This is a genomic window from Pseudomonas sp. S2_E02, from assembly GCF_054668355.1.
Genome location: NZ_CP162761.1, coordinates 5,653,357 through 5,669,937 on the forward strand (window position 1 = coordinate 5,653,357; position 16,581 = coordinate 5,669,937).

Consider the following 16,581-nt stretch of genomic DNA (forward strand, 5'->3'; position numbering starts at 1 on the left):
TTTTCGGCGGCCCTTTATAGATATTTTCGTTCTCAGCTACTGCATGGTAATTGTAAAACGATCTAAGTGCCTGTCAGTTATGACAGGTGCTTTGGGGAGGATTTAAATGTGTACTGTCTTCTCAATGTCTTTGGAAGAGAGTATTGCCATGTCAAATGACCATGTAGCTGGAGCCGAGGGTTATTTTTTAAAGCTCATTGCGAAAGAAGACTTCAACGGTGTGAAGCCTGATTCACCGGAGAGATTTTCGAGTCTGGATCTTGAACATTTTTCTCTACAAACGCTCGGTGGCGAAAACGGCGCTTCTATGTCGACGATTTTGTTTGAGTCGGATCAGCGTTATGTGGAGGGTCAGTTCGAGGGGACCGGGATTCAATGCAGCGGTGACCACCAGAATGAAAATGATTCTGCCGAACTTCGGATTGTTCTGAAACCTGAAAAAGTTCACCGTTTGCGCTTTGCATTAGATGTTTTTGCGACCCAGAATGTATCGCATATCGAGTTTTACGAACCATCTGGAAACGTGTTGAAACGCTTCGAAAACAAGCTCGGGTGGATCGATTATCAGGTACCCCTGCTGGACAAAGAAATAGCGAGTATTGCGCGTGTTTCTATCTACTATAGGGTCTATTTTGGGACACCGTATATTGATTCGTTTGAGCTGTGGCGATGGCAGAGCTTTGAGTAATTGCGGAATAAGTCATCGTAAAAACGCCTGTCGATACTCGCCAGGTGTTCCTCCCAAAATCTGTTTGAACCGATTAGTGAAATGACTCGCGCTGGCAAACCCGCACGCCAGCGCAATCTCTCCCAACGGCAACGCCGTCCCGCGTAACAACTCCCGCGCCCGGCTCAGGCGCCGCGCCAGCACATACTGATGCGGCGGCAGGCCGAAACTGGTGCGAAACATCCGCGCAAAGTGGTATTCCGACAGCGCACACAATCCGGCCAATTGACCCAGGCTGATCGGCTCGGCCAACTGGTTGTCGATGAACTCCACCAGTTGCCGACGCTGGTGTGGTGCCAGTCCGCCCTTCAATCGCAAACCCTGACGCGCGCCGACCTGACTGAGCAAAGTGTGGCTGATCAACTCATGGGCGAGGCTGCTGGTTAGCAGACGCTCGGCAGGCTCATCCCAATTCAGCGTCAGCAACTGCCGGAAGCGTTGCGCCTGTTGCGGATCTTCGAGAAAGGTCTGCTCGCGCAACTGCATCTCGCGGGGTTCGCGATCGAGCAGCGTGACGCAACCGAGGGCGAATTGTTCGGCGCTGAAATACAGGTGCGCCAAGCGAATATCACCGTTGATCACCCAGCCCGATTCATGATCGGCCGGCAGGATGCACAACTTGTCCGGCCCGCCTTTTTGCCCGGGTTGATCGCGACGAAAGGTGCCGGTGCCACCGGCGATGTAGCAGGACAAGGTGTGGTGGCTTGGCGCTTCATAATCCTGCGCATCGTGGTGGTTGGTCCACAAAGCGGCAGACAAGCCGTCACCGAGCTCGGCGCTGTGCACCAGGCGTGCGTTCGGCGAGCTGTTCAACGCTTGAAAGACTTGGAGGGTATCGATGGCGGCCATGGTCGGTTCTCTTCAACGCCTTGCATCCTACTCCGTAGACACCGCGCTGCCAGCCTGCCGCCAGACAAAAGCGCAAGAATCTGCAAGCGCACAAGCCTGACCCGGACGGACACTCAAGGCCTACCGAGGAGTGCCTGCCATGAACCTGTCGTTGTATTTGCTGACCGTGCTGATCTGGGGCACCACTTGGATTGCCCTGAAATGGCAGCTTGGCGTGGTGGCGATTCCGGTGTCGATCGTCTATCGCTTCGGTCTCGCCGCGCTGGTGCTGTTTGCGCTGTTGCTGCTCAGCCGTCGCTTGCAGCCGATGAACCGCCGCGGGCATCTGATCTGCGTGGCTCAGGGGCTGTGCCTGTTTTGCGTCAACTTCATGTGTTTCCTGACCGCCAGTCAGTGGATCCCCAGCGGTCTGGTCGCGGTGGTGTTTTCCACCGCGACGCTGTGGAACGCGCTGAATGCGCGGGTGTTCTTTGGCCAGCGCATCGCGCGCAATGTGCTGATGGGCGGTGCGCTGGGGCTGTTCGGCCTGGGCATGTTGTTCTGGCCGGAACTGGCCGGGCATCACGCCAGCCCGCAAACCTTGCTGGGACTCGGCCTGGCCTTGTGCGGCACCTTGTGTTTCTCGGCGGGCAACATGCTCTCGAGTGTGCAGCAGAAGGCCGGTCTCAAGCCGCTGACCACCAACGCCTGGGGCATGGCCTATGGTGCGGCGATGCTGTCGGTGTGGTGCCTGGTCAAAGACATTCCATTCGACATGGACTGGAGCCCGCGTTACGTCGGTGCGCTGCTGTATCTGGTGATCCCCGGTTCCGTCATTGGTTTCACCGCGTATCTGACGCTGGTCGGGCGCATGGGGCCGGAGCGTGCGGCTTACTGCACGGTGCTGTTTCCGGTGGTGGCGCTCAACGTTTCGGCGTTTGCTGAAGGGTACCAATGGACAGCGCCGGCGCTGGTCGGTCTGGTGTTAGTGATGCTGGGCAATGTGCTGGTGTTTCGTAAACCGAAAGCAGTGGTGCCGCCAGTACAGGGAAAGTTGGCTTGAAATAAACGAGCGCTGAACGTCAGCGCTCGACTTTCAAGGTGATGTAAATCATCACCGGGAAGATGAAGTCAACGATATGCCGTGCCCAGTCCTTGGCATTCCATGATTGCGAAGTGTCCATGTCGAACCATTCCACACCCACGGTTTGCAGGCAGACGTAATAAATGAAAATGGCCGCGAGTATGCCCATGATCGAGAACTTCTTTGCCTCATGGAATACCTCGGCAGGGGCATTGATATGGCGCAACAACTGATAGGTACCCATCAGGCATAGCACGGTGTAGGTGACTTCCAAAGTAATGATGAACCAGTAAATCCGGTGATGAATCATCGGCGACTCGATGGCCCGATACTTGATGGTTTCGCTGGCAGTGGTGGTGTCCATGCTCAGGATATGGGCCACGTAAGTGTAGTTTGAGTCATAGTCGGTGAAGTTGTGGATCATCACCAACAGGCCAAAGAAACTGATGTAGGCCATCAATATAACTTTGCTGTAACGGATAAGTTTGTCGGTGGTCAGGGTGTTCAAGGTTTTGGCTCTCCATAGCGCTTGTCGATTATTCGGCAGCCAGGCAGAGCTTATAACGCTGTTGTTTGAATTGGTTTGTTGTTCAATTTCAAGTTGTGTATGGCAATAACTAACGGGCAAGTGCGATGTTGCACTTGCCCATATTTTTTTATCCGCGCCAGACTTGCGGGTTGACCAGATCCTGCGGGCGTTCGCCGAGCAGGGCGCTGCGCAGGTTGGCGAGGGCGCGATTGGCCATGGCTTCGCGGGTTTCATTCGTCGCCGAGCCGATGTGCGGCAGGGTCACGGCGTTACTCAACTGGAACAGCGGCGATTCGGCCAGCGGTTCTTTTTCGTAGACGTCGAGACCAGCGCCACGAATACGCTTGTTTTGCAGGGCTTCGATTAACGCCGGTTCATCGACGACCGGGCCACGGGAGATGTTGACCAGAATCGCGTCGGGTTTCATCAAGGCCAGTTCGCGATGGCTGATGAGGTGGCGGGTCTTGTCGCTGAGCGGCACTACCAGGCAGACGAAATCGGCCTCGGCGAGCAGTTGATCGAGGCTGCGAAATTGCGCGCCGAGTTGTTCTTCCAGTTCGGTCTTGCGGCTGTTGCCACTGTAGATAATCGGCATGTTGAAACCGAAGTGGCCACGGCGGGCGACGGCGGCGCCGATGTTGCCCATGCCGACGATGCCGAGGGTTTTGCCGTGGACGTCACAGCCGAACAGTGGCGCGCCGACGCTGGCTTGCCATTGGCCGGCCTTGGTCCAGGCGTCGAGTTCGGCGACGCGGCGGGCGCTGCTCATGATCAGGGCGAAGGCCAGGTCGGCGGTGCTTTCGGTGAGTACGTCGGGGGTGTTGGTGAGCATGATCCCGCGTTCGTTGAAGTAGGCGAGGTCGTAGTTGTCGTAGCCGACGGAGACGCTTGAGACCACTTCCAGTTTTGTGGCGTTTTCCAGTTGTGCGCGGCCGAGTTTGCGGCCGACGCCGATGAGGCCGTGGGCGTGGGGCAGGGCTTCGTTGAATTGGGCGTTGATGTCGCCGGCCTTTGGATTGGGGACGATGACGTCGAATTCTTGTTGCAGGCGTTCGATCATGGGCGGGGTGATGCGGCTGAAGGCCAGGACAGTTTTTTTCATCGTTTTTGGCTCTTGTTCGGGCTTGATACCAAGCACGCTAACATTTTTGTTTTGGGGTGTCTTGGCGGCCTTTGGGCCGACCATGTTCTTGGGGTTTTGGGTGTATATCCGTTGCTTCGGGGGCTGCGGCTGGCGGTTTCGCCCTTACGGCGACTCACTTTTTTACAAACGCCTAAAAAAGTAAGCAAAAAACGCTTGCTCCTACGTGCGGCCCGCTCGCTGGGGCTCGGGGTTCCTTCGCTGCGGGATCGATCCGGGCGCAGCGTCTACGGTTTGCTTCGCTGCACCTCCTCTCGCTGTGTTTGGCTGCGCCAAACGGTCGCTGCGCTCCCACGCCCGGATCAATCCCTCCACTCAGCCTTCCGACGTCGCCTTACAGATCAAGATCAAGAGCAGGCGAGCTGACACTCGGCCTATTGAGTGGTGAAAAGCGGGTGTTCGGCTTTTGATTTGCGTTGTTTGCTGCCCCTCACCCCAGCCCTCTCCCGAGGGAGAGGGAGCCGATTTTTGGGCTTTTCAAAGTCTGAGTTCGACTCGGTATCGCACGTCGGCGTACCTCGCCCAAACACCGCGATCAGTCCCCTCTCCCTCTGGGAGAGGGCTAGGGTGAGGGGCTCTTGATCTGATTCAGAATTTGTATTCGACTCGGTATTTCACGTCGGCGTAACTCTGCCATACACCACAGTCAGTCCCCTCTCCCTCTGGGAGAGGGCTAGGGTGAGGGGCTCTTGATCTGATTCAGAATTTGTATTCGACTCGGTATTTCACGTCGGCGTAACTCTGCCATACACCACAGTCAATCCCCTCTCCCTCCGGGAGAGGGTTAGGGTGAGGGGCTTTTAGCTGTGTGCCGGGGATTGGGAGATTTCGTGGTTATCCAGCACCCGATTCACCGCCAGTTCAGCGAGCATGATGATCTGCTGAATCGCCAGAATCGTGCGCCGTTGCGGCAAGTCGATGTAGGCGGCGATGTCGCTGGTCATCAGGCTGGCTTGTGCCAGTGATTCGCAGGCGTGGACCAGCAGGCTTTCGCTGTCCTGTTCCGGTGCGACCTGGAACATGGTGCTGGGTTTGTGAAAGCGCAGGGTTAACGCGTTGGGTTTGAGGTAGTGGTCGAGGGCGCGCTCGGCGGCTTCGTGGAATTTCTTCGAACCGGGGAATTCGTAGGGGGTGGTGTCTTCCGCTTCAGGCGGATTGGGACTGTGTTTGATCATGGCAATATCCTTTTAAAGAGATGGAGCTGCCATGTTTCGTTTTCCAGGCGAAAGGGGTGGCAGCTGTACGCGGACTGGAAAAACCGGCAAAGGATCAAACCCGGCAGACCCGAAGGTCTCCCACGTACAGCCGCCATAACAAAACTTCGGCGCCGAAAAAGCGCGGCATTATGTCATGTGCTGTGATCCTGCGGGTTTTCCAGACCCGGTCGCTGATGCGTCAGCGACACCCAAATCCTAGCCAGCGCACTTCCGACGGACAACCTTCAAAACCTGTCGGAAAGATCCGCGAAATCCCCGTTCTGTAGGAGCTGCCGTAGGCTGCGATCTGTTGATTTTTAAACATCAAGATCAAAAGATCGCAGCCTACGGCAGCTCCTACAGAAGACGCATTGTGTTTACAAATCAGTTGGCGACGCGCGCGCCGGCGAGGCTGCCGCTGAGTTCGTAAGCGGCCAATTCGGCTTGATGCGCCGCAAGAATCTCTGGCAACGATCCACGCAAATACTCAACCCACGTCTTGATCTTCGCATCCAGATATTGCCGCGACGGGTAGATCGCATACAGGTTCAGCTCTTGCGAGCGGTAGTTCGGCATGACCCGCACCAGTGTGCCGTTACGCAAACCTTCGATCGCCGCATACACCGGCAACACGCCGACCCCCATGCCGCTGGTTATCGCGGTTTTCATGGCGTCGGCGGAGTTCACCAGAAACGGCGAGCTGTTGATGGTGACCATTTCCTGGCCTTCCGGGCCGTCGAAGGCCCATTTTTCCAGGGGGATCACCGGGCTGACCAGGCGCAGGCAGGCGTGGTTGAGCAGGTCGCTGGGCTTTTGCGCGGCGCCGTTGGCTTTCACGTAGGCCGGGGAGGCGCAGACGATGCTGTAGGTGATGCCCAGGCGTTGCGACACAAAACCTGAGTCCGGCAACTCGCTGGCGAGCACGATGGACACGTCGTAGCCCTCGTCGAGCAGGTCCGGCACGCGGTTGGCCAGGGTCAGGTCGAAGGTCACGTCCGGGTGGGTTTTGCGGTAGCGGGCGATGGCGTCGATGACGAAGTGCTGGCCGATGCCGGTCATGGTGTGCACTTTCAATTGCCCGGCCGGGCGTGCGTGGGCGTCGCTGGCTTCGGCTTCGGCCTCTTCGACATAGGCAAGGATCTGTTCGCAGCGCAGCAGGTAGCGTTTGCCCGCTTCGGTCAGGGCAATGCGCCGCGTGGTGCGATTGAGCAAACGGGTTTGCAGGTGGGCTTCCAGGTTGGAGACCGCGCGCGAGACGTTGGCGGTGGTGGTGTCGAGTTGCACGGCGGCGGCGGTGAAGCTGCCGGCTTCGGCCACGCAACTGAAGGCGCGCATGTTTTGCAAAGTGTCCATGGGGTGCTCTCAAGGGAGATGGCAAATTGTGACACGAAGTTTCGGGGGCTGAGACCCCAGACTTAAGGATTATCTCGTTAACCGTAACAAAGATTCACAGAAATCCCAGCTTATCGCCGTACGGGGCCTTCCATAGAATTGCGCCGATCCCTGTAGGAGCTGCCGAAGGCTGCGATCTTTTGATTTTGTTTTAAGGGAATCAAGATCAAAAAATCGCAGCCTGCGGCAGCTCCAACACGGGTTCTCGATCTACCCCTCTCTCAGGAATTCGCAGCTGTGCCGCGTCGCATCAACAGAGCGCTTTTGCCGCTCAGTGTTCTGGCTTTTACCCTGGGTCTTGGCGGCTGCATCTCAACGGACGGAATTGTCCCACAGGGCACGGCAATGGAGGCCAATACACTGGCCACCGACGATGCCATCGCCCACGCCGCCCGTGACGCCAACTGGCCTACCGCGCAATGGTGGCAAGCCTACGGCGACCCGCAACTCAATCGCTGGATCGACCTCGCCGTGCAAGGCAGCCCGAGCATGGCCATGGCTGCTGCGCGAGTACGTCAAGCCAAAGCCATGGCCGGTGTCGCCGAAGCCGCCGAGTCGTTGCAGATCAATGGCGAGTCGACCCTCAAGCGGCACAACTGGCCGAGCGATCAGTTCTACGGCCCGGGCGATCTGGCCAACACCACCACCTGGGATAACAACGCCGCGTTGGGTTTCAGCTACGCGCTCGACCTCTGGGGCCGCGAAAGCAATGCCAGCGAGCGGGCGGTGGATCTGGCGCACATGAGCGCCGCCGAGGCGCGGCTGGCGCAGCTGGAATTGCAGAACAACATCGTCCGCGCCTACATCGAACTGTCGCTGCATTACGCGCAGCGCGACATCGTCGCCGCGACGCTCAAGCAGCAGCAACAGATTCTCGATCTGGCGCAGAAGCGCTTGAACGGCGGGATCGGCACGCACTTCGAAGTCAGCCAGGCCGAAACGCCGTTGCCGGAAACCCATCGTCAGCTCGATGCGCTGGATGAAGAAATCGCCCTGAGTCGCAACCAGATCGCCGCGCTCGCCGGCAAAGGTCCGGGGGCGGGCGCACAGTTGCAGCGCCCGACATTGTCCCTCGGTGCTGCGCTGAAACTGCCATCGGCATTGCCCGCCGAATTGCTCGGCCAGCGTCCCGATGTAGTCGCCAGTCGCTGGCAAGTGGCGGCGCAGGCGCGCGGTATCGATGTGGCGCATGCCGGGTTTTACCCCAACGTCGATCTGGTCGGCAGCCTCGGCTACATGGCTACCGGCGGGGGCGCGCTGGAGTTTTTGACCGGCAAGAAACTCAACTACAACGTCGGGCCGGCGATCTCGCTACCGATCTTCGACGGTGGCCGACTGCGCGCCGAGTTGGGTGAAGCCTCCGCCGGTTACGACATCGCCGTGGCGCATTACAACCAGACGCTGGTCAATGCGCTGAAGAATATTTCCGATCAGTTGATCCGCCGCGAGTCGATGGACAAGCAGCAAGGCTTCGCCGCCGAGTCGGTAGCCACGGCGCAGAAGACCTACGACATCGCGATGATCGCTTATCAGCGCGGCCTCACCGATTACCTCAACGTGCTCAATGCGCAGACGTTGCTGTTCAAGCAGCAGCAGGTGCAGCAGCAGGTGCAAGCGGCGCGGTTGAGTGCGCATGCCGAACTGGTGACGGCGCTGGGTGGTGGACTGGGGGCAGGCAACGATGTGCCGACCGCCGAGAAAACCCAAGTGCCGAAAACCCCGGTTCTCCTGCGTTGAACACACAACCTGTGGGAGCGAGCTTGCTCGCGAAGAGGGCGTGTCAGCCAGCACATTGGTTGCCTGACTCACCGCATTCGCGAGCAAGCTCGCTCCCACAGGATCCCGGTCCGACCCGACTTTTCTGAGCAGAATTCATGACTCCCTTGCCCGCACCTCTGCGCTGGCTCTACTCCCTGGAATGGCGCCGTGGTTTCTTCGACTGGGCGCGCAGCGATGGCGTGACCTGGGTCTACATCTTCAAGGTGTTGATCGCCGCATTCCTCACGCTGTGGCTGGCCATGCGCCTGGAATTGCCGCAACCGCGCACGGCGATGATCACCGTGTTCATCGTCATGCAGCCGCAGAGCGGCCAGGTGCTTGCCAAGAGTTTCTATCGCTTCCTCGGCACGTTGGCCGGGTCGGCGATGATGGTCACGTTGATCGCGTTGTTCGCGCAAAACACCGAGCTGTTCCTCGGTTCGCTGGCGATCTGGGTCGGCATCTGCTCGGCCGGTGCCGCACGTTGCCGCAACTTCCGCGCCTATGGTTTTGTCCTCGCCGGCTATACCGCCGCGATGGTCGGGCTGCCGGCGCTGGCGCACCCGGACGGCGCGTTCATGGCAGCGGTTTGGCGAGTGCTGGAGATCTCGCTGGGGATTCTCTGCTCGACCCTGATCAGCGCCGCGATCCTGCCGCAAACCGCCAGCGCCGCCATGCGCAACGCCTTGTATCAGCGCTTCGGCGTGTTCGCGCTGTTCGTCACCGATGGCCTGCGCGGGCGCAGCAAAGCCGAAGCTTTCGAGGCGAGCAACGTGCGCTTTATCGCCGAAGCCGTGGGGCTGGAAGGGCTGCGCAGCGTGACCGTGTTCGAAGACCCGCACATGCGTCGGCGCAACGGTCGCCTGAGCCGTTTGAACAGCGAATTCATGGGCATCACCACGCGCTTCAACGCGCTGCATCAGCTGCTTGAACGCTTGCGCGGCAATGGCGAAGAACATGTGGTTGCCGCGATCAGACCGGGTCTGCAGGATCTCGCCGAAGTGCTCGACGGCTTCAGTGGTCGTGCCCTTACCAGCCCCGACGCCGCCCGTTTGGCGACAGCGCTGGCGACCTACAAGGAGGGGCTGCCGGCACGGGTTCGAAGCTTGCGAGCAATCTTCCAGGAAACCGATCCAAGCGACGCCGAACAACTGGATTTCCACACTGCGTACGAACTGCTTTATCGCTTCGTCGACGACCTGCACAGTTATGCACAGACCCACGCATCCCTGGCCGATCACCGCCACGAACGAGAGCGCTGGGACGAGCCGTTCACCCCACAAACCAACTGGTGGGCGGCAGCGGCTTCGGGGATTCGCGCCTCGTTCATCCTCATTGTGCTGGGCAGTTATTGGGTCGCCACCGCTTGGCCAAGTGGCGCGACGATGACGCTGATCGCTGCGGCCACCGTGGGCCTCTCGGCGGCCACGCCGAACCCGAAACGCATGGCGTTCCAGATGGCATGCGGGACCTTCCTCGGTGCGCTGATCGGCTTCGTCGAGATGTTTTTCATCTTCCCGTGGATCGACGGTTTTCCGCTGTTGTGCGTGATGCTCGCGCCGGTGATCGTGCTCGGTTCGTTCCTCACGTCGCGCCCGCAATACGCCGGTGTCGGCCTTGGGTTGCTGATCTTCTTCAGCACCGGTTCGGTGCCGGACAACCTGACCATCTACAACCCGTACACCTTCATCAACGACTACATCGCCATGGTCATGGGCATGCTGGTCTGCGCGGCGGCGGGGGCGATTATCCTGCCGCCGAACAGCCGCTGGTTGTGGAGGCGTCTGGAGCAGGATCTGCGTGGCCAAGTGGTTTACGCGATCAGCGGCAAGCTCAAAGGCCTGGCGTCGAGTTTCGAGAGTCGCACCCGTGATTTGCTGCATCAGGCTTACGGTCTCGCGGCCGGGCAGCCGAAGGTACAGAAGAACCTGCTGCGCTGGATGTTCGTGGTCCTGGAAGTCGGCCACGCAATCATCGAGTTACGCAAGGAGCAGGCGATTTTGCCGGTGCACCCGGCCTATGCCGAATCGCAACCGTGGCGCCAGGCGATCCGCGTAATGGGTCGCGCGCTGGTGCGGCTGTTTCTGCAACCGAACGCCAGCAATCTCGAACGCGCACTGGTCGCTGTCGATCATGCGATCAGTCGCGTGGCGGCGACCGATGAGCCATTCGCGCCGCACTTCGATACCTCAGCATTGCGTCGGGTGAAGAGCTATCTGCACTTCATCCGCACTTCGCTGCTCGACCCGCAATCTCCACTCGCTGCCTACGCCATCGCCAAGCCCGAAGGACTTGCCCATGCCTCGTGAAATCGCCTTCCACGGCGTGTACATGCCGACCATGACCTTGATGTTTTTCATCGCTGCGGCACTGGCCTGGGCGGTGGACCGCTTCTTGTCCGGGTTCGATCTGTACCGCTTCTTCTGGCACCCGGCGCTGCTGCGTCTGAGTCTGTTTACCTGTCTGTTCGGCGCCATGGCGCTGACTGTCTACCGTTGAGAACGATCTGATGAAAAAGTTTTTCAGCCTGCTCGCGACCCTGCTGGTGCTAGCCCTGGCGTTGTGGATCGGCCGCACGCTGTGGGAGCACTACATGAACACGCCGTGGACCCGCGATGGTCGGGTACGCGCAGACATCATCAACGTCGCCGCCGACGTCACCGGTGAAGTCATCGACGTGCCGGTGCGCGACAACCAACTGGTGAAGAAGGGCGATCTGCTCATGCAGATCGACCCTGAGCATTACCGCATCGCCGTCAAACAAGCACAGTCTTTGGTTGCCTCGCGCAAGTCGACGTGGGAGATGCGCAAGGTCAATGCCCATCGCCGCGCCGACCTCGACAACCTGGTGATCTCCAAGGAAAACCGCGACGACGCCAGCAACATCGCCGACGCCGCGCTGGCCGATTACCAACACGCTCAGGCGCAACTGGAAGCCGCCGAACTCAACCTCAAACGCACCGAAGTACGCGCGGCGGTCGACGGTTATGTGACCAACCTCAATGTGCATCGCGGCGACTACGCGCGCATCGGCGAGGCGAAAATGGCCGTGGTCGACATGAACTCGTTCTGGGTTTACGGCTTCTTCGAAGAAACCAAACTGCCCCACGTCAAAGTCGGTGACAAGGCCGACATGCAGTTGATGAGCGGCGAACTGCTCAAGGGCCACGTGGAGAGCATCTCGCGCGGCATTTATGACCGCGACAACCCGGAAAGCCGCGAGCTGATTGCCGATGTAAACCCGACGTTCAACTGGGTACGACTGGCACAGCGGGTGCCGGTGCGCATTCACATTGATGAAGTGCCGGAAGGTGTGCTGCTGGCAGCGGGGATTACCTGCACGGTGGTGGTGAATCAGAGCACGGTGGTTAACTGACAGACCGTGTGGCTCCTTTCGCGAGCAGGCTCGCTCCCACAGAGGTCATGCATTTCAAATGTGGGAGCGAGCCTGCTCGCGAATGGGGGCGACTCGGTATTTCAGACCAACACCGAGCAATCACTCAGCGCAAAACGTCTCCTGCAAATGCAGCCACAACACCCGCCCGGTTTCGAGTTTTTCAAACACCACGGTCGAACGCCGATCCGTGTGCACACCGCTCGCATCGCTCTGCTGTTCGCGGTAACTCACGGTCGCGCCGCGCTGATGCAAGGCAATCACACGTAACTCACTGAGCTGGATTCTGAAACCTTTCTTCTGTCCGCCTGCGGCTCGGAACAGCACGCGCAAGGCATCGACATCCAGGGCTCGGCCCAACGGCGTCACCATGGAAAAGCGTGGCGAAAAACGCGCCAGCAAGCGCTGCAACGCGGCGTCATCTTCTTCTACGGCAAACCATCGTTCGATGGCTTCGTGCGCCTGGATCACTTCGTCCAGGTAGGTCGTGGCGTCGTTCATGCAGTTTTTTCCTCAAGGGTAGTCGGGTTCAATAGCGCGAGCACGTGGGTCGAGTCGAAACGCAGGACGGCGACCATCGGCAACAGCGTGAGCAGCGCGGCAGCGATAAAACAGGCTTGGAAACCAACACCGCCCAAGGCGCCCAGCAGTGAGCCGAGCAGCGCCGCCGCGAGGCAGAAACCGAGTTGGCGATTGATGTTCCACAGGGCACTGGAGTGGCCCATTTTTTCTGGCGCGATGCCAACAAAGGCCAAGGTCTGCGCGGTGACGCTGCACAGGCTACCGCCCAGCCCCATCAGGGCATAGGCAATGATCAGCGGCGTGCTGGCGGGTTGTTCGCTGCGCATCAGCAAAACGATGCCCAGGCATTGCACGAGCATGCCGGCGCTGAGCAATGGCTTGGGGCCGAGGCGGTTGAAGCTGCGCTTGCCAAGCATGATCGCCACCCCCGAGCCGACTGCCCACGGCAGCATCAGCGCGCCGGTTTGTGCCGCGCCGACACCGAGGTTGTGCAGGTACAGCACGGCTATCATGTGGGTGCCGGTGAACACTCCCGGCACGCACAGGTAGATCAGCATCGCCAGACGCAGCGACGGGTTCTTGATCAGTTGCAGATCGAGGATCGCGCCGGGTTTGCGCCAGCCATCGCGCAGGTAAATGCACAGGGTCAGAAGGCTCAGCAGCAGGGCAACGATGCCGAGGTTACGGGTGTCGGCGTCGCTCAACAGACTGATGGCGATCAACAGTAAACTTAGCGCCGAGGCTGCCAGCAGCAGGCCGCGCGCGTCCAGCGTCGGGCGTTCAGTCAACGGTTGATCGGCTTTCAACCAGAGCAGGCCAAGCCCAAGTGCGAGCAGTGTCACCGGCAGATTCAGGTAAAAAATCCAGCGCCAGGATAACGCCTGAACGATCAGTCCACCGGCCGCCGGCGACAGTGCCGGCACCAGCAGCGCCACCAGCAACACCACTCCGGTGAAGTGCGCGCGTTGCGTCGCCGGGAACTGTCGATACGCCAAGGCCTGGCCCACCGGCAGCAGCAGTCCGCCACCGAGGCCTTGCAGCAGTCGCCAGGCAATCAGGCTTTCAATCGATCCCGCCTGCGCCACCAGTGCCGAGCCCACACCGAACAGCAGCAGCGAGGCGAGGATCAAGCGCCGCTCACCAACCCGTGTCGCCAGCCACACGCTCAATGGAATGATCAGCGTCAGGCCGAGCATGTAGGCGTTGCTGATCCACGCCAGTTGCGTCACCGAGGCGTGCAATTGTTGCGCGATGTCGGGGTAGGCGATGCTGGCGACGAACATGTTCAGCAAGTCGAGCGCGAAGCCCAACAAATACACCAGCGCGACTTTCGAGCGATAAGCCATGGCAGCTTCCCTGTGATGAGACGTGCAGGGTAGGGCGCTTCTGGTCATAGGAAAACGCTGGTTTGGCTGCTAGTTTGTCAAAATCATTTTGACAAAGAGTGCCTTGGATATGGTCAGTCTGGATCGGTTTGACACCTTCAAAGCGGTGGTCGAGGCGGGATCACTCACGGCTGCTGCCGACACATTGGGGCAAACGCGCGCCGTGGTCAGTTTCAACCTCAAGCGCCTGGAGGAAGAACTGGGCGTGACCTTGCTCACCCGCAATACGCGGCAACTGGCGCTGACCGATGCCGGTGAGCGCTTTTATCGACGTTGTTTGCGCACACTGGATGAGGCGCGGCTGGCGATCGAAGAGGCGCGTTCCGAGCATGCACAGCTCAAGGGCACACTGCGTATCACCACGACGGTCGAGTTTGCCTTGGCTCAGGTGGTGCCGGCGCTTGAGGTGTTTCGCCAGCAGCAACCACAACTGAACATTCATCTGTCCACATCCTCGACCCATGCCGATCTGATTTCCGAGCGCTTTGACATGGCGATTCGGCTGGGACGCATGCACGACTCCAATCTGCGTGCGGTGCAGTTGTCGACGTTCGAAATATTTGCCGTGGCGGCGCCAGGGTTGGTCGAACGCTTCGCGCCGGTGGTCACGCTGGCCAGGCTGGAGTCGATGCCGACCCTGGGCCATGGGCGAGTGCCGGAGTTGACGGTGACCGATCCGGCCGGTGAGGAACATGTCTACCAGCCAAAACCGGGAACCACGGCCATCGTCGCCGACAACTCGGCGACGCTGCGGGCGTTTGCGTTGACCGGGCAAGGTGTGGCGATTTTGCCGCAATGGTTGATTCAGGACGATCTCGATGCCGGGCGGTTGCAGCGTTTGCTGGTGGATTACCGGTTTGCGCAGCAGGGGGTGTATGCGCTGTACCCGGACACCCGGCATTTGCCGCTGAAAGTGCGGGCGTTCATTGATTTCATGAAGGGCTGGGCCTGAGTGTTTGAGGTGTATTTTCTGGCCTCTTCGCGAGCAAGCTCGCTCCCACAGGAGATCTTCGGTGTGACAGATAGCCAATGTGGGAGCGAGCTTGCTCGCGAAGGTGTCGACTCTAGTTCAGAGCTTTGCGCGCAATCCGAACCGCTTCATCAACGTCGATTCGAGCAAGCCCTTGGGCAACAACGCCGCCAACAACGGCAACGCCCGGCTGCCGTTACCAATGCGGATCAACCGTGGCGGTTTGCTCTGCTGCACAGCCTTCAACAGTTCAGCGGCAAACTCACTGGCCGGGGTCGGCTTGTCCTGCGACGCCTTGGCCCGCGCGCGAATGCCCTCACGCAGTGGAAACCACGGCGATTGTTCATTGATCAACTGTTCGGCTTCATGCCCGGCGTTCTTGGCAAAACTCGACTGGATTGCCCCCGGTTGAACCTCCATGACGCGAATGCCGAACGGTGCCAGTTCCATGCGCAAGGCATCGCTCAAAGCATGCACTGCCGCTTTCGAGGCGCAGTACGCACCGGCGAACGGTGTGACCAGAACCCCTGAAACGCTGCCGATATTCACCACCAGCCCCTTGGCCCGGCGCAGCACCGGGAACAGCGCGCGGGTGACGCCGACAATCGAAAACACGTTGGTTTCGAATTGACGCTGCATGGCCGCCACACCGCCGTCGAGCAGCGGTCCCATGGCGCCATAGCCGGCGTTGTTGATCAGCACATCGAGGCCGCCGTGTTGCTGGTTGATCCGCTCGGCGAGTTGTTCCAGCGCCGCATTGTCATTGACGTCGAGTTGCACGGCGGTGAACCCGGCTGCCGCCAGCACCGCCACGTCTTCAGTCTTGCGCGCACTGGCCCAGACCTCGAAACCGGTGGCTTTGAACGCGTCGGCGAGGGCACGGCCGATGCCGCTGGAACAACCGGTAATCAACGCAACGGGCATGGCGCATTCCTTGTGCAAAAGAGTGGGGAAGGGGATCAGTCGGAGAAACTGCCCTGCAAACGCTCGGCGCGAAACTCCAGGGTTTGCGGGCGATATCCGGGGCGCAGCGGTGGCAGGGGCAGACAGTCTTCCCATTCGCCACCGGCCTGCAATTCGCCGGGGCCGCGATAGCGTGGCGCGGTGTATTGGTTGTCGGCCAGATTGACCGTGTCGCCCGGCGCGTAGGCAGCGATGCGCCAGCGCAGTTCGGTCAGGGGCACGTCGTTGCCGTTCTTCATTTTCAGTTGCAGCGGACGATCGGCCGGGCATTGTTCGGGGGCGTAGGCAATACGCATCTCAAGGCGCGCCAGTTGCTTGATCTCGCGGTTGTCCAGCCACACCACCCACATGGCCACGAAACCCAGGCCAATCGCCGCCGCCACCGACACCGGCAGGGCCTTGGCCGGGTAGCGCAACAGCAGGATCAACCAGGTGATGACCAGCAGAATGCCGATGAACATGTCGCACAACCTCGAAAAGAGAGAGGGTCATCCTACCTAAGCGTAGGTGAGGTTGGCGATGGGCATCGGGACTTGCGGTGTCTGACCGGGCCTCTTCGCGAGCAGGCTCGCTCCCACAGGGGAGTGCATTTCAAGTGTGGGAGCGAGCCTGCTCGCGAAGAGGCCATTTCAGGCGACACAAAATCATGACAAAAAAAGCACCCGCCCAACCCGCTGCGGATAGGGGACGCA

16 protein-coding genes are annotated in these 16,581 nt (G+C 59.8%); 7 read left to right on the forward strand and 9 right to left on the reverse strand.

The annotated features are described in order from the left end of the window. Window positions 1-106 precede the first annotated feature (106 nt). Window positions 107-688 (forward strand): hypothetical protein, encoded by a 582-nt coding sequence (locus tag AB4O01_RS25240; protein ID WP_093436202.1) that lies wholly within the window; start codon window positions 107-109, stop codon window positions 686-688. Between the two features lie 12 nt (window positions 689-700). Here AB4O01_RS25240 and AB4O01_RS25245 read toward each other — a convergent pair whose 3' ends face one another. Continuing rightward, on the reverse strand, window positions 701-1,576 hold the full coding sequence (locus AB4O01_RS25245; RefSeq protein WP_093436205.1) for an AraC family transcriptional regulator: 876 nt from the start codon (window positions 1,574-1,576) through the stop codon (window positions 701-703). Between the two features lie 139 nt (window positions 1,577-1,715). Here AB4O01_RS25245 and AB4O01_RS25250 point away from each other — a divergent pair, with 139 nt between their 5' ends. After that, window positions 1,716-2,618 carry a DMT family transporter gene (locus AB4O01_RS25250; RefSeq protein WP_093436207.1) on the forward strand — a complete coding sequence of 301 codons (903 nt, stop codon included), beginning with the start codon at window positions 1,716-1,718 and terminating at the stop codon, window positions 2,616-2,618. A gap of 19 nt (window positions 2,619-2,637) precedes the next feature. Here AB4O01_RS25250 and AB4O01_RS25255 read toward each other — a convergent pair whose 3' ends face one another. From AB4O01_RS25255 to AB4O01_RS25270, 4 genes are all read right to left on the reverse strand, one after another. Then, window positions 2,638-3,147, reverse strand: coding sequence for a DUF2165 family protein (locus AB4O01_RS25255; protein WP_093436210.1), 510 nt, complete (start codon window positions 3,145-3,147; stop codon window positions 2,638-2,640). A gap of 148 nt (window positions 3,148-3,295) precedes the next feature. Beyond that, window positions 3,296-4,270, reverse strand: coding sequence for a 2-hydroxyacid dehydrogenase (locus tag AB4O01_RS25260; protein WP_099758044.1), 975 nt, complete (start codon window positions 4,268-4,270; stop codon window positions 3,296-3,298). Between the two features lie 839 nt (window positions 4,271-5,109). Then, complete coding sequence (locus tag AB4O01_RS25265) at window positions 5,110-5,484, reverse strand: DUF6124 family protein (protein WP_427120074.1); 375 nt, start codon at window positions 5,482-5,484, stop codon at window positions 5,110-5,112. Window positions 5,485-5,889: 405 nt separating this feature from the next. Beyond that, entirely contained in the window at window positions 5,890-6,858 is a 969-nt protein-coding gene (locus AB4O01_RS25270; RefSeq protein WP_007914118.1) for a LysR family transcriptional regulator, read from the reverse strand. Window positions 6,859-7,134: 276 nt separating this feature from the next. Between AB4O01_RS25270 and AB4O01_RS25275 the strand changes: the two genes are divergently transcribed. The 4 genes from AB4O01_RS25275 to AB4O01_RS25290 all read left to right on the forward strand — a co-directional run bounded on the left by AB4O01_RS25275 (window position 7,135) and on the right by AB4O01_RS25290 (window position 12,031). Then, window positions 7,135-8,634, forward strand: coding sequence for an efflux transporter outer membrane subunit (locus AB4O01_RS25275; protein WP_460089916.1), 1,500 nt, complete (start codon window positions 7,135-7,137; stop codon window positions 8,632-8,634). A gap of 137 nt (window positions 8,635-8,771) precedes the next feature. Beyond that, window positions 8,772-10,964 (forward strand): FUSC family protein, encoded by a 2,193-nt coding sequence (locus tag AB4O01_RS25280; RefSeq protein ID WP_460089917.1) that lies wholly within the window; start codon window positions 8,772-8,774, stop codon window positions 10,962-10,964. Beyond that, the gene (locus tag AB4O01_RS25285; protein ID WP_007914106.1) at window positions 10,954-11,154 is read left to right on the forward strand and encodes a DUF1656 domain-containing protein; all 201 of its coding nucleotides are present in this window, start codon (window positions 10,954-10,956) and stop codon (window positions 11,152-11,154) included. Before AB4O01_RS25280 ends, AB4O01_RS25285 begins: the two co-directional genes overlap by 11 nt. 10 nt (window positions 11,155-11,164) lie before the next feature. Further along, on the forward strand, window positions 11,165-12,031 hold the full coding sequence (locus AB4O01_RS25290) for an efflux RND transporter periplasmic adaptor subunit (RefSeq protein ID WP_460089919.1): 867 nt from the start codon (window positions 11,165-11,167) through the stop codon (window positions 12,029-12,031). 120 nt (window positions 12,032-12,151) lie between these two features. Here AB4O01_RS25290 and AB4O01_RS25295 read toward each other — a convergent pair whose 3' ends face one another. Continuing rightward, window positions 12,152-12,550, reverse strand: a complete 399-nt coding sequence (locus AB4O01_RS25295; protein ID WP_460089921.1) for a DUF4440 domain-containing protein — start codon at window positions 12,548-12,550, stop codon at window positions 12,152-12,154. Next, window positions 12,547-13,917, reverse strand: a complete 1,371-nt coding sequence (locus AB4O01_RS25300) for an MFS transporter (RefSeq protein ID WP_460089923.1) — start codon at window positions 13,915-13,917, stop codon at window positions 12,547-12,549. The genes AB4O01_RS25295 and AB4O01_RS25300 overlap by 4 nt, the downstream gene beginning before the upstream one ends. Window positions 13,918-14,026: 109 nt before the next feature. Here AB4O01_RS25300 and AB4O01_RS25305 point away from each other — a divergent pair, with 109 nt between their 5' ends. Continuing rightward, window positions 14,027-14,908 (forward strand): LysR family transcriptional regulator, encoded by an 882-nt coding sequence (locus AB4O01_RS25305; RefSeq protein WP_460089925.1) that lies wholly within the window; start codon window positions 14,027-14,029, stop codon window positions 14,906-14,908. Window positions 14,909-15,025: 117 nt separating this feature from the next. Here the strand turns inward: AB4O01_RS25305 and AB4O01_RS25310 are convergent, their stop codons facing one another. Both AB4O01_RS25310 and AB4O01_RS25315 read right to left on the reverse strand, forming a co-directional pair. Further along, a complete protein-coding gene (locus AB4O01_RS25310; protein ID WP_460089926.1) occupies window positions 15,026-15,850 on the reverse strand; it encodes an SDR family oxidoreductase in 825 nt (274 codons plus the stop codon). Between the two features lie 35 nt (window positions 15,851-15,885). Beyond that, window positions 15,886-16,350, reverse strand: a complete 465-nt coding sequence (locus AB4O01_RS25315; protein WP_122609540.1) for a multidrug transporter — start codon at window positions 16,348-16,350, stop codon at window positions 15,886-15,888. Window positions 16,351-16,581 lie beyond the last annotated feature (231 nt).

Coding starts and splice junctions, on each gene's coding strand:
- AB4O01_RS25240 (WP_093436202.1), top strand. CDS start 107: ATGTGTACTGTCTTCTCAATGTCTTTGGAAGAGAGTATTGCCATGTCA.
- AB4O01_RS25245 (WP_093436205.1), bottom strand. CDS start 1,576: ATGGCCGCCATCGATACCCTCCAAGTCTTTCAAGCGTTGAACAGCTCG.
- AB4O01_RS25250 (WP_093436207.1), top strand. CDS start 1,716: ATGAACCTGTCGTTGTATTTGCTGACCGTGCTGATCTGGGGCACCACT.
- AB4O01_RS25260 (WP_099758044.1), bottom strand. CDS start 4,270: ATGAAAAAAACTGTCCTGGCCTTCAGCCGCATCACCCCGCCCATGATC.
- AB4O01_RS25265 (WP_427120074.1), bottom strand. CDS start 5,484: ATGATCAAACACAGTCCCAATCCGCCTGAAGCGGAAGACACCACCCCC.
- AB4O01_RS25270 (WP_007914118.1), bottom strand. CDS start 6,858: ATGGACACTTTGCAAAACATGCGCGCCTTCAGTTGCGTGGCCGAAGCC.
- AB4O01_RS25280 (WP_460089917.1), top strand. CDS start 8,772: ATGACTCCCTTGCCCGCACCTCTGCGCTGGCTCTACTCCCTGGAATGG.
- AB4O01_RS25285 (WP_007914106.1), top strand. CDS start 10,954: ATGCCTCGTGAAATCGCCTTCCACGGCGTGTACATGCCGACCATGACC.
- AB4O01_RS25290 (WP_460089919.1), top strand. CDS start 11,165: ATGAAAAAGTTTTTCAGCCTGCTCGCGACCCTGCTGGTGCTAGCCCTG.
- AB4O01_RS25295 (WP_460089921.1), bottom strand. CDS start 12,550: ATGAACGACGCCACGACCTACCTGGACGAAGTGATCCAGGCGCACGAA.
- AB4O01_RS25300 (WP_460089923.1), bottom strand. CDS start 13,917: ATGGCTTATCGCTCGAAAGTCGCGCTGGTGTATTTGTTGGGCTTCGCG.
- AB4O01_RS25305 (WP_460089925.1), top strand. CDS start 14,027: ATGGTCAGTCTGGATCGGTTTGACACCTTCAAAGCGGTGGTCGAGGCG.
- AB4O01_RS25310 (WP_460089926.1), bottom strand. CDS start 15,850: ATGCCCGTTGCGTTGATTACCGGTTGTTCCAGCGGCATCGGCCGTGCC.
- AB4O01_RS25315 (WP_122609540.1), bottom strand. CDS start 16,350: ATGTTCATCGGCATTCTGCTGGTCATCACCTGGTTGATCCTGCTGTTG.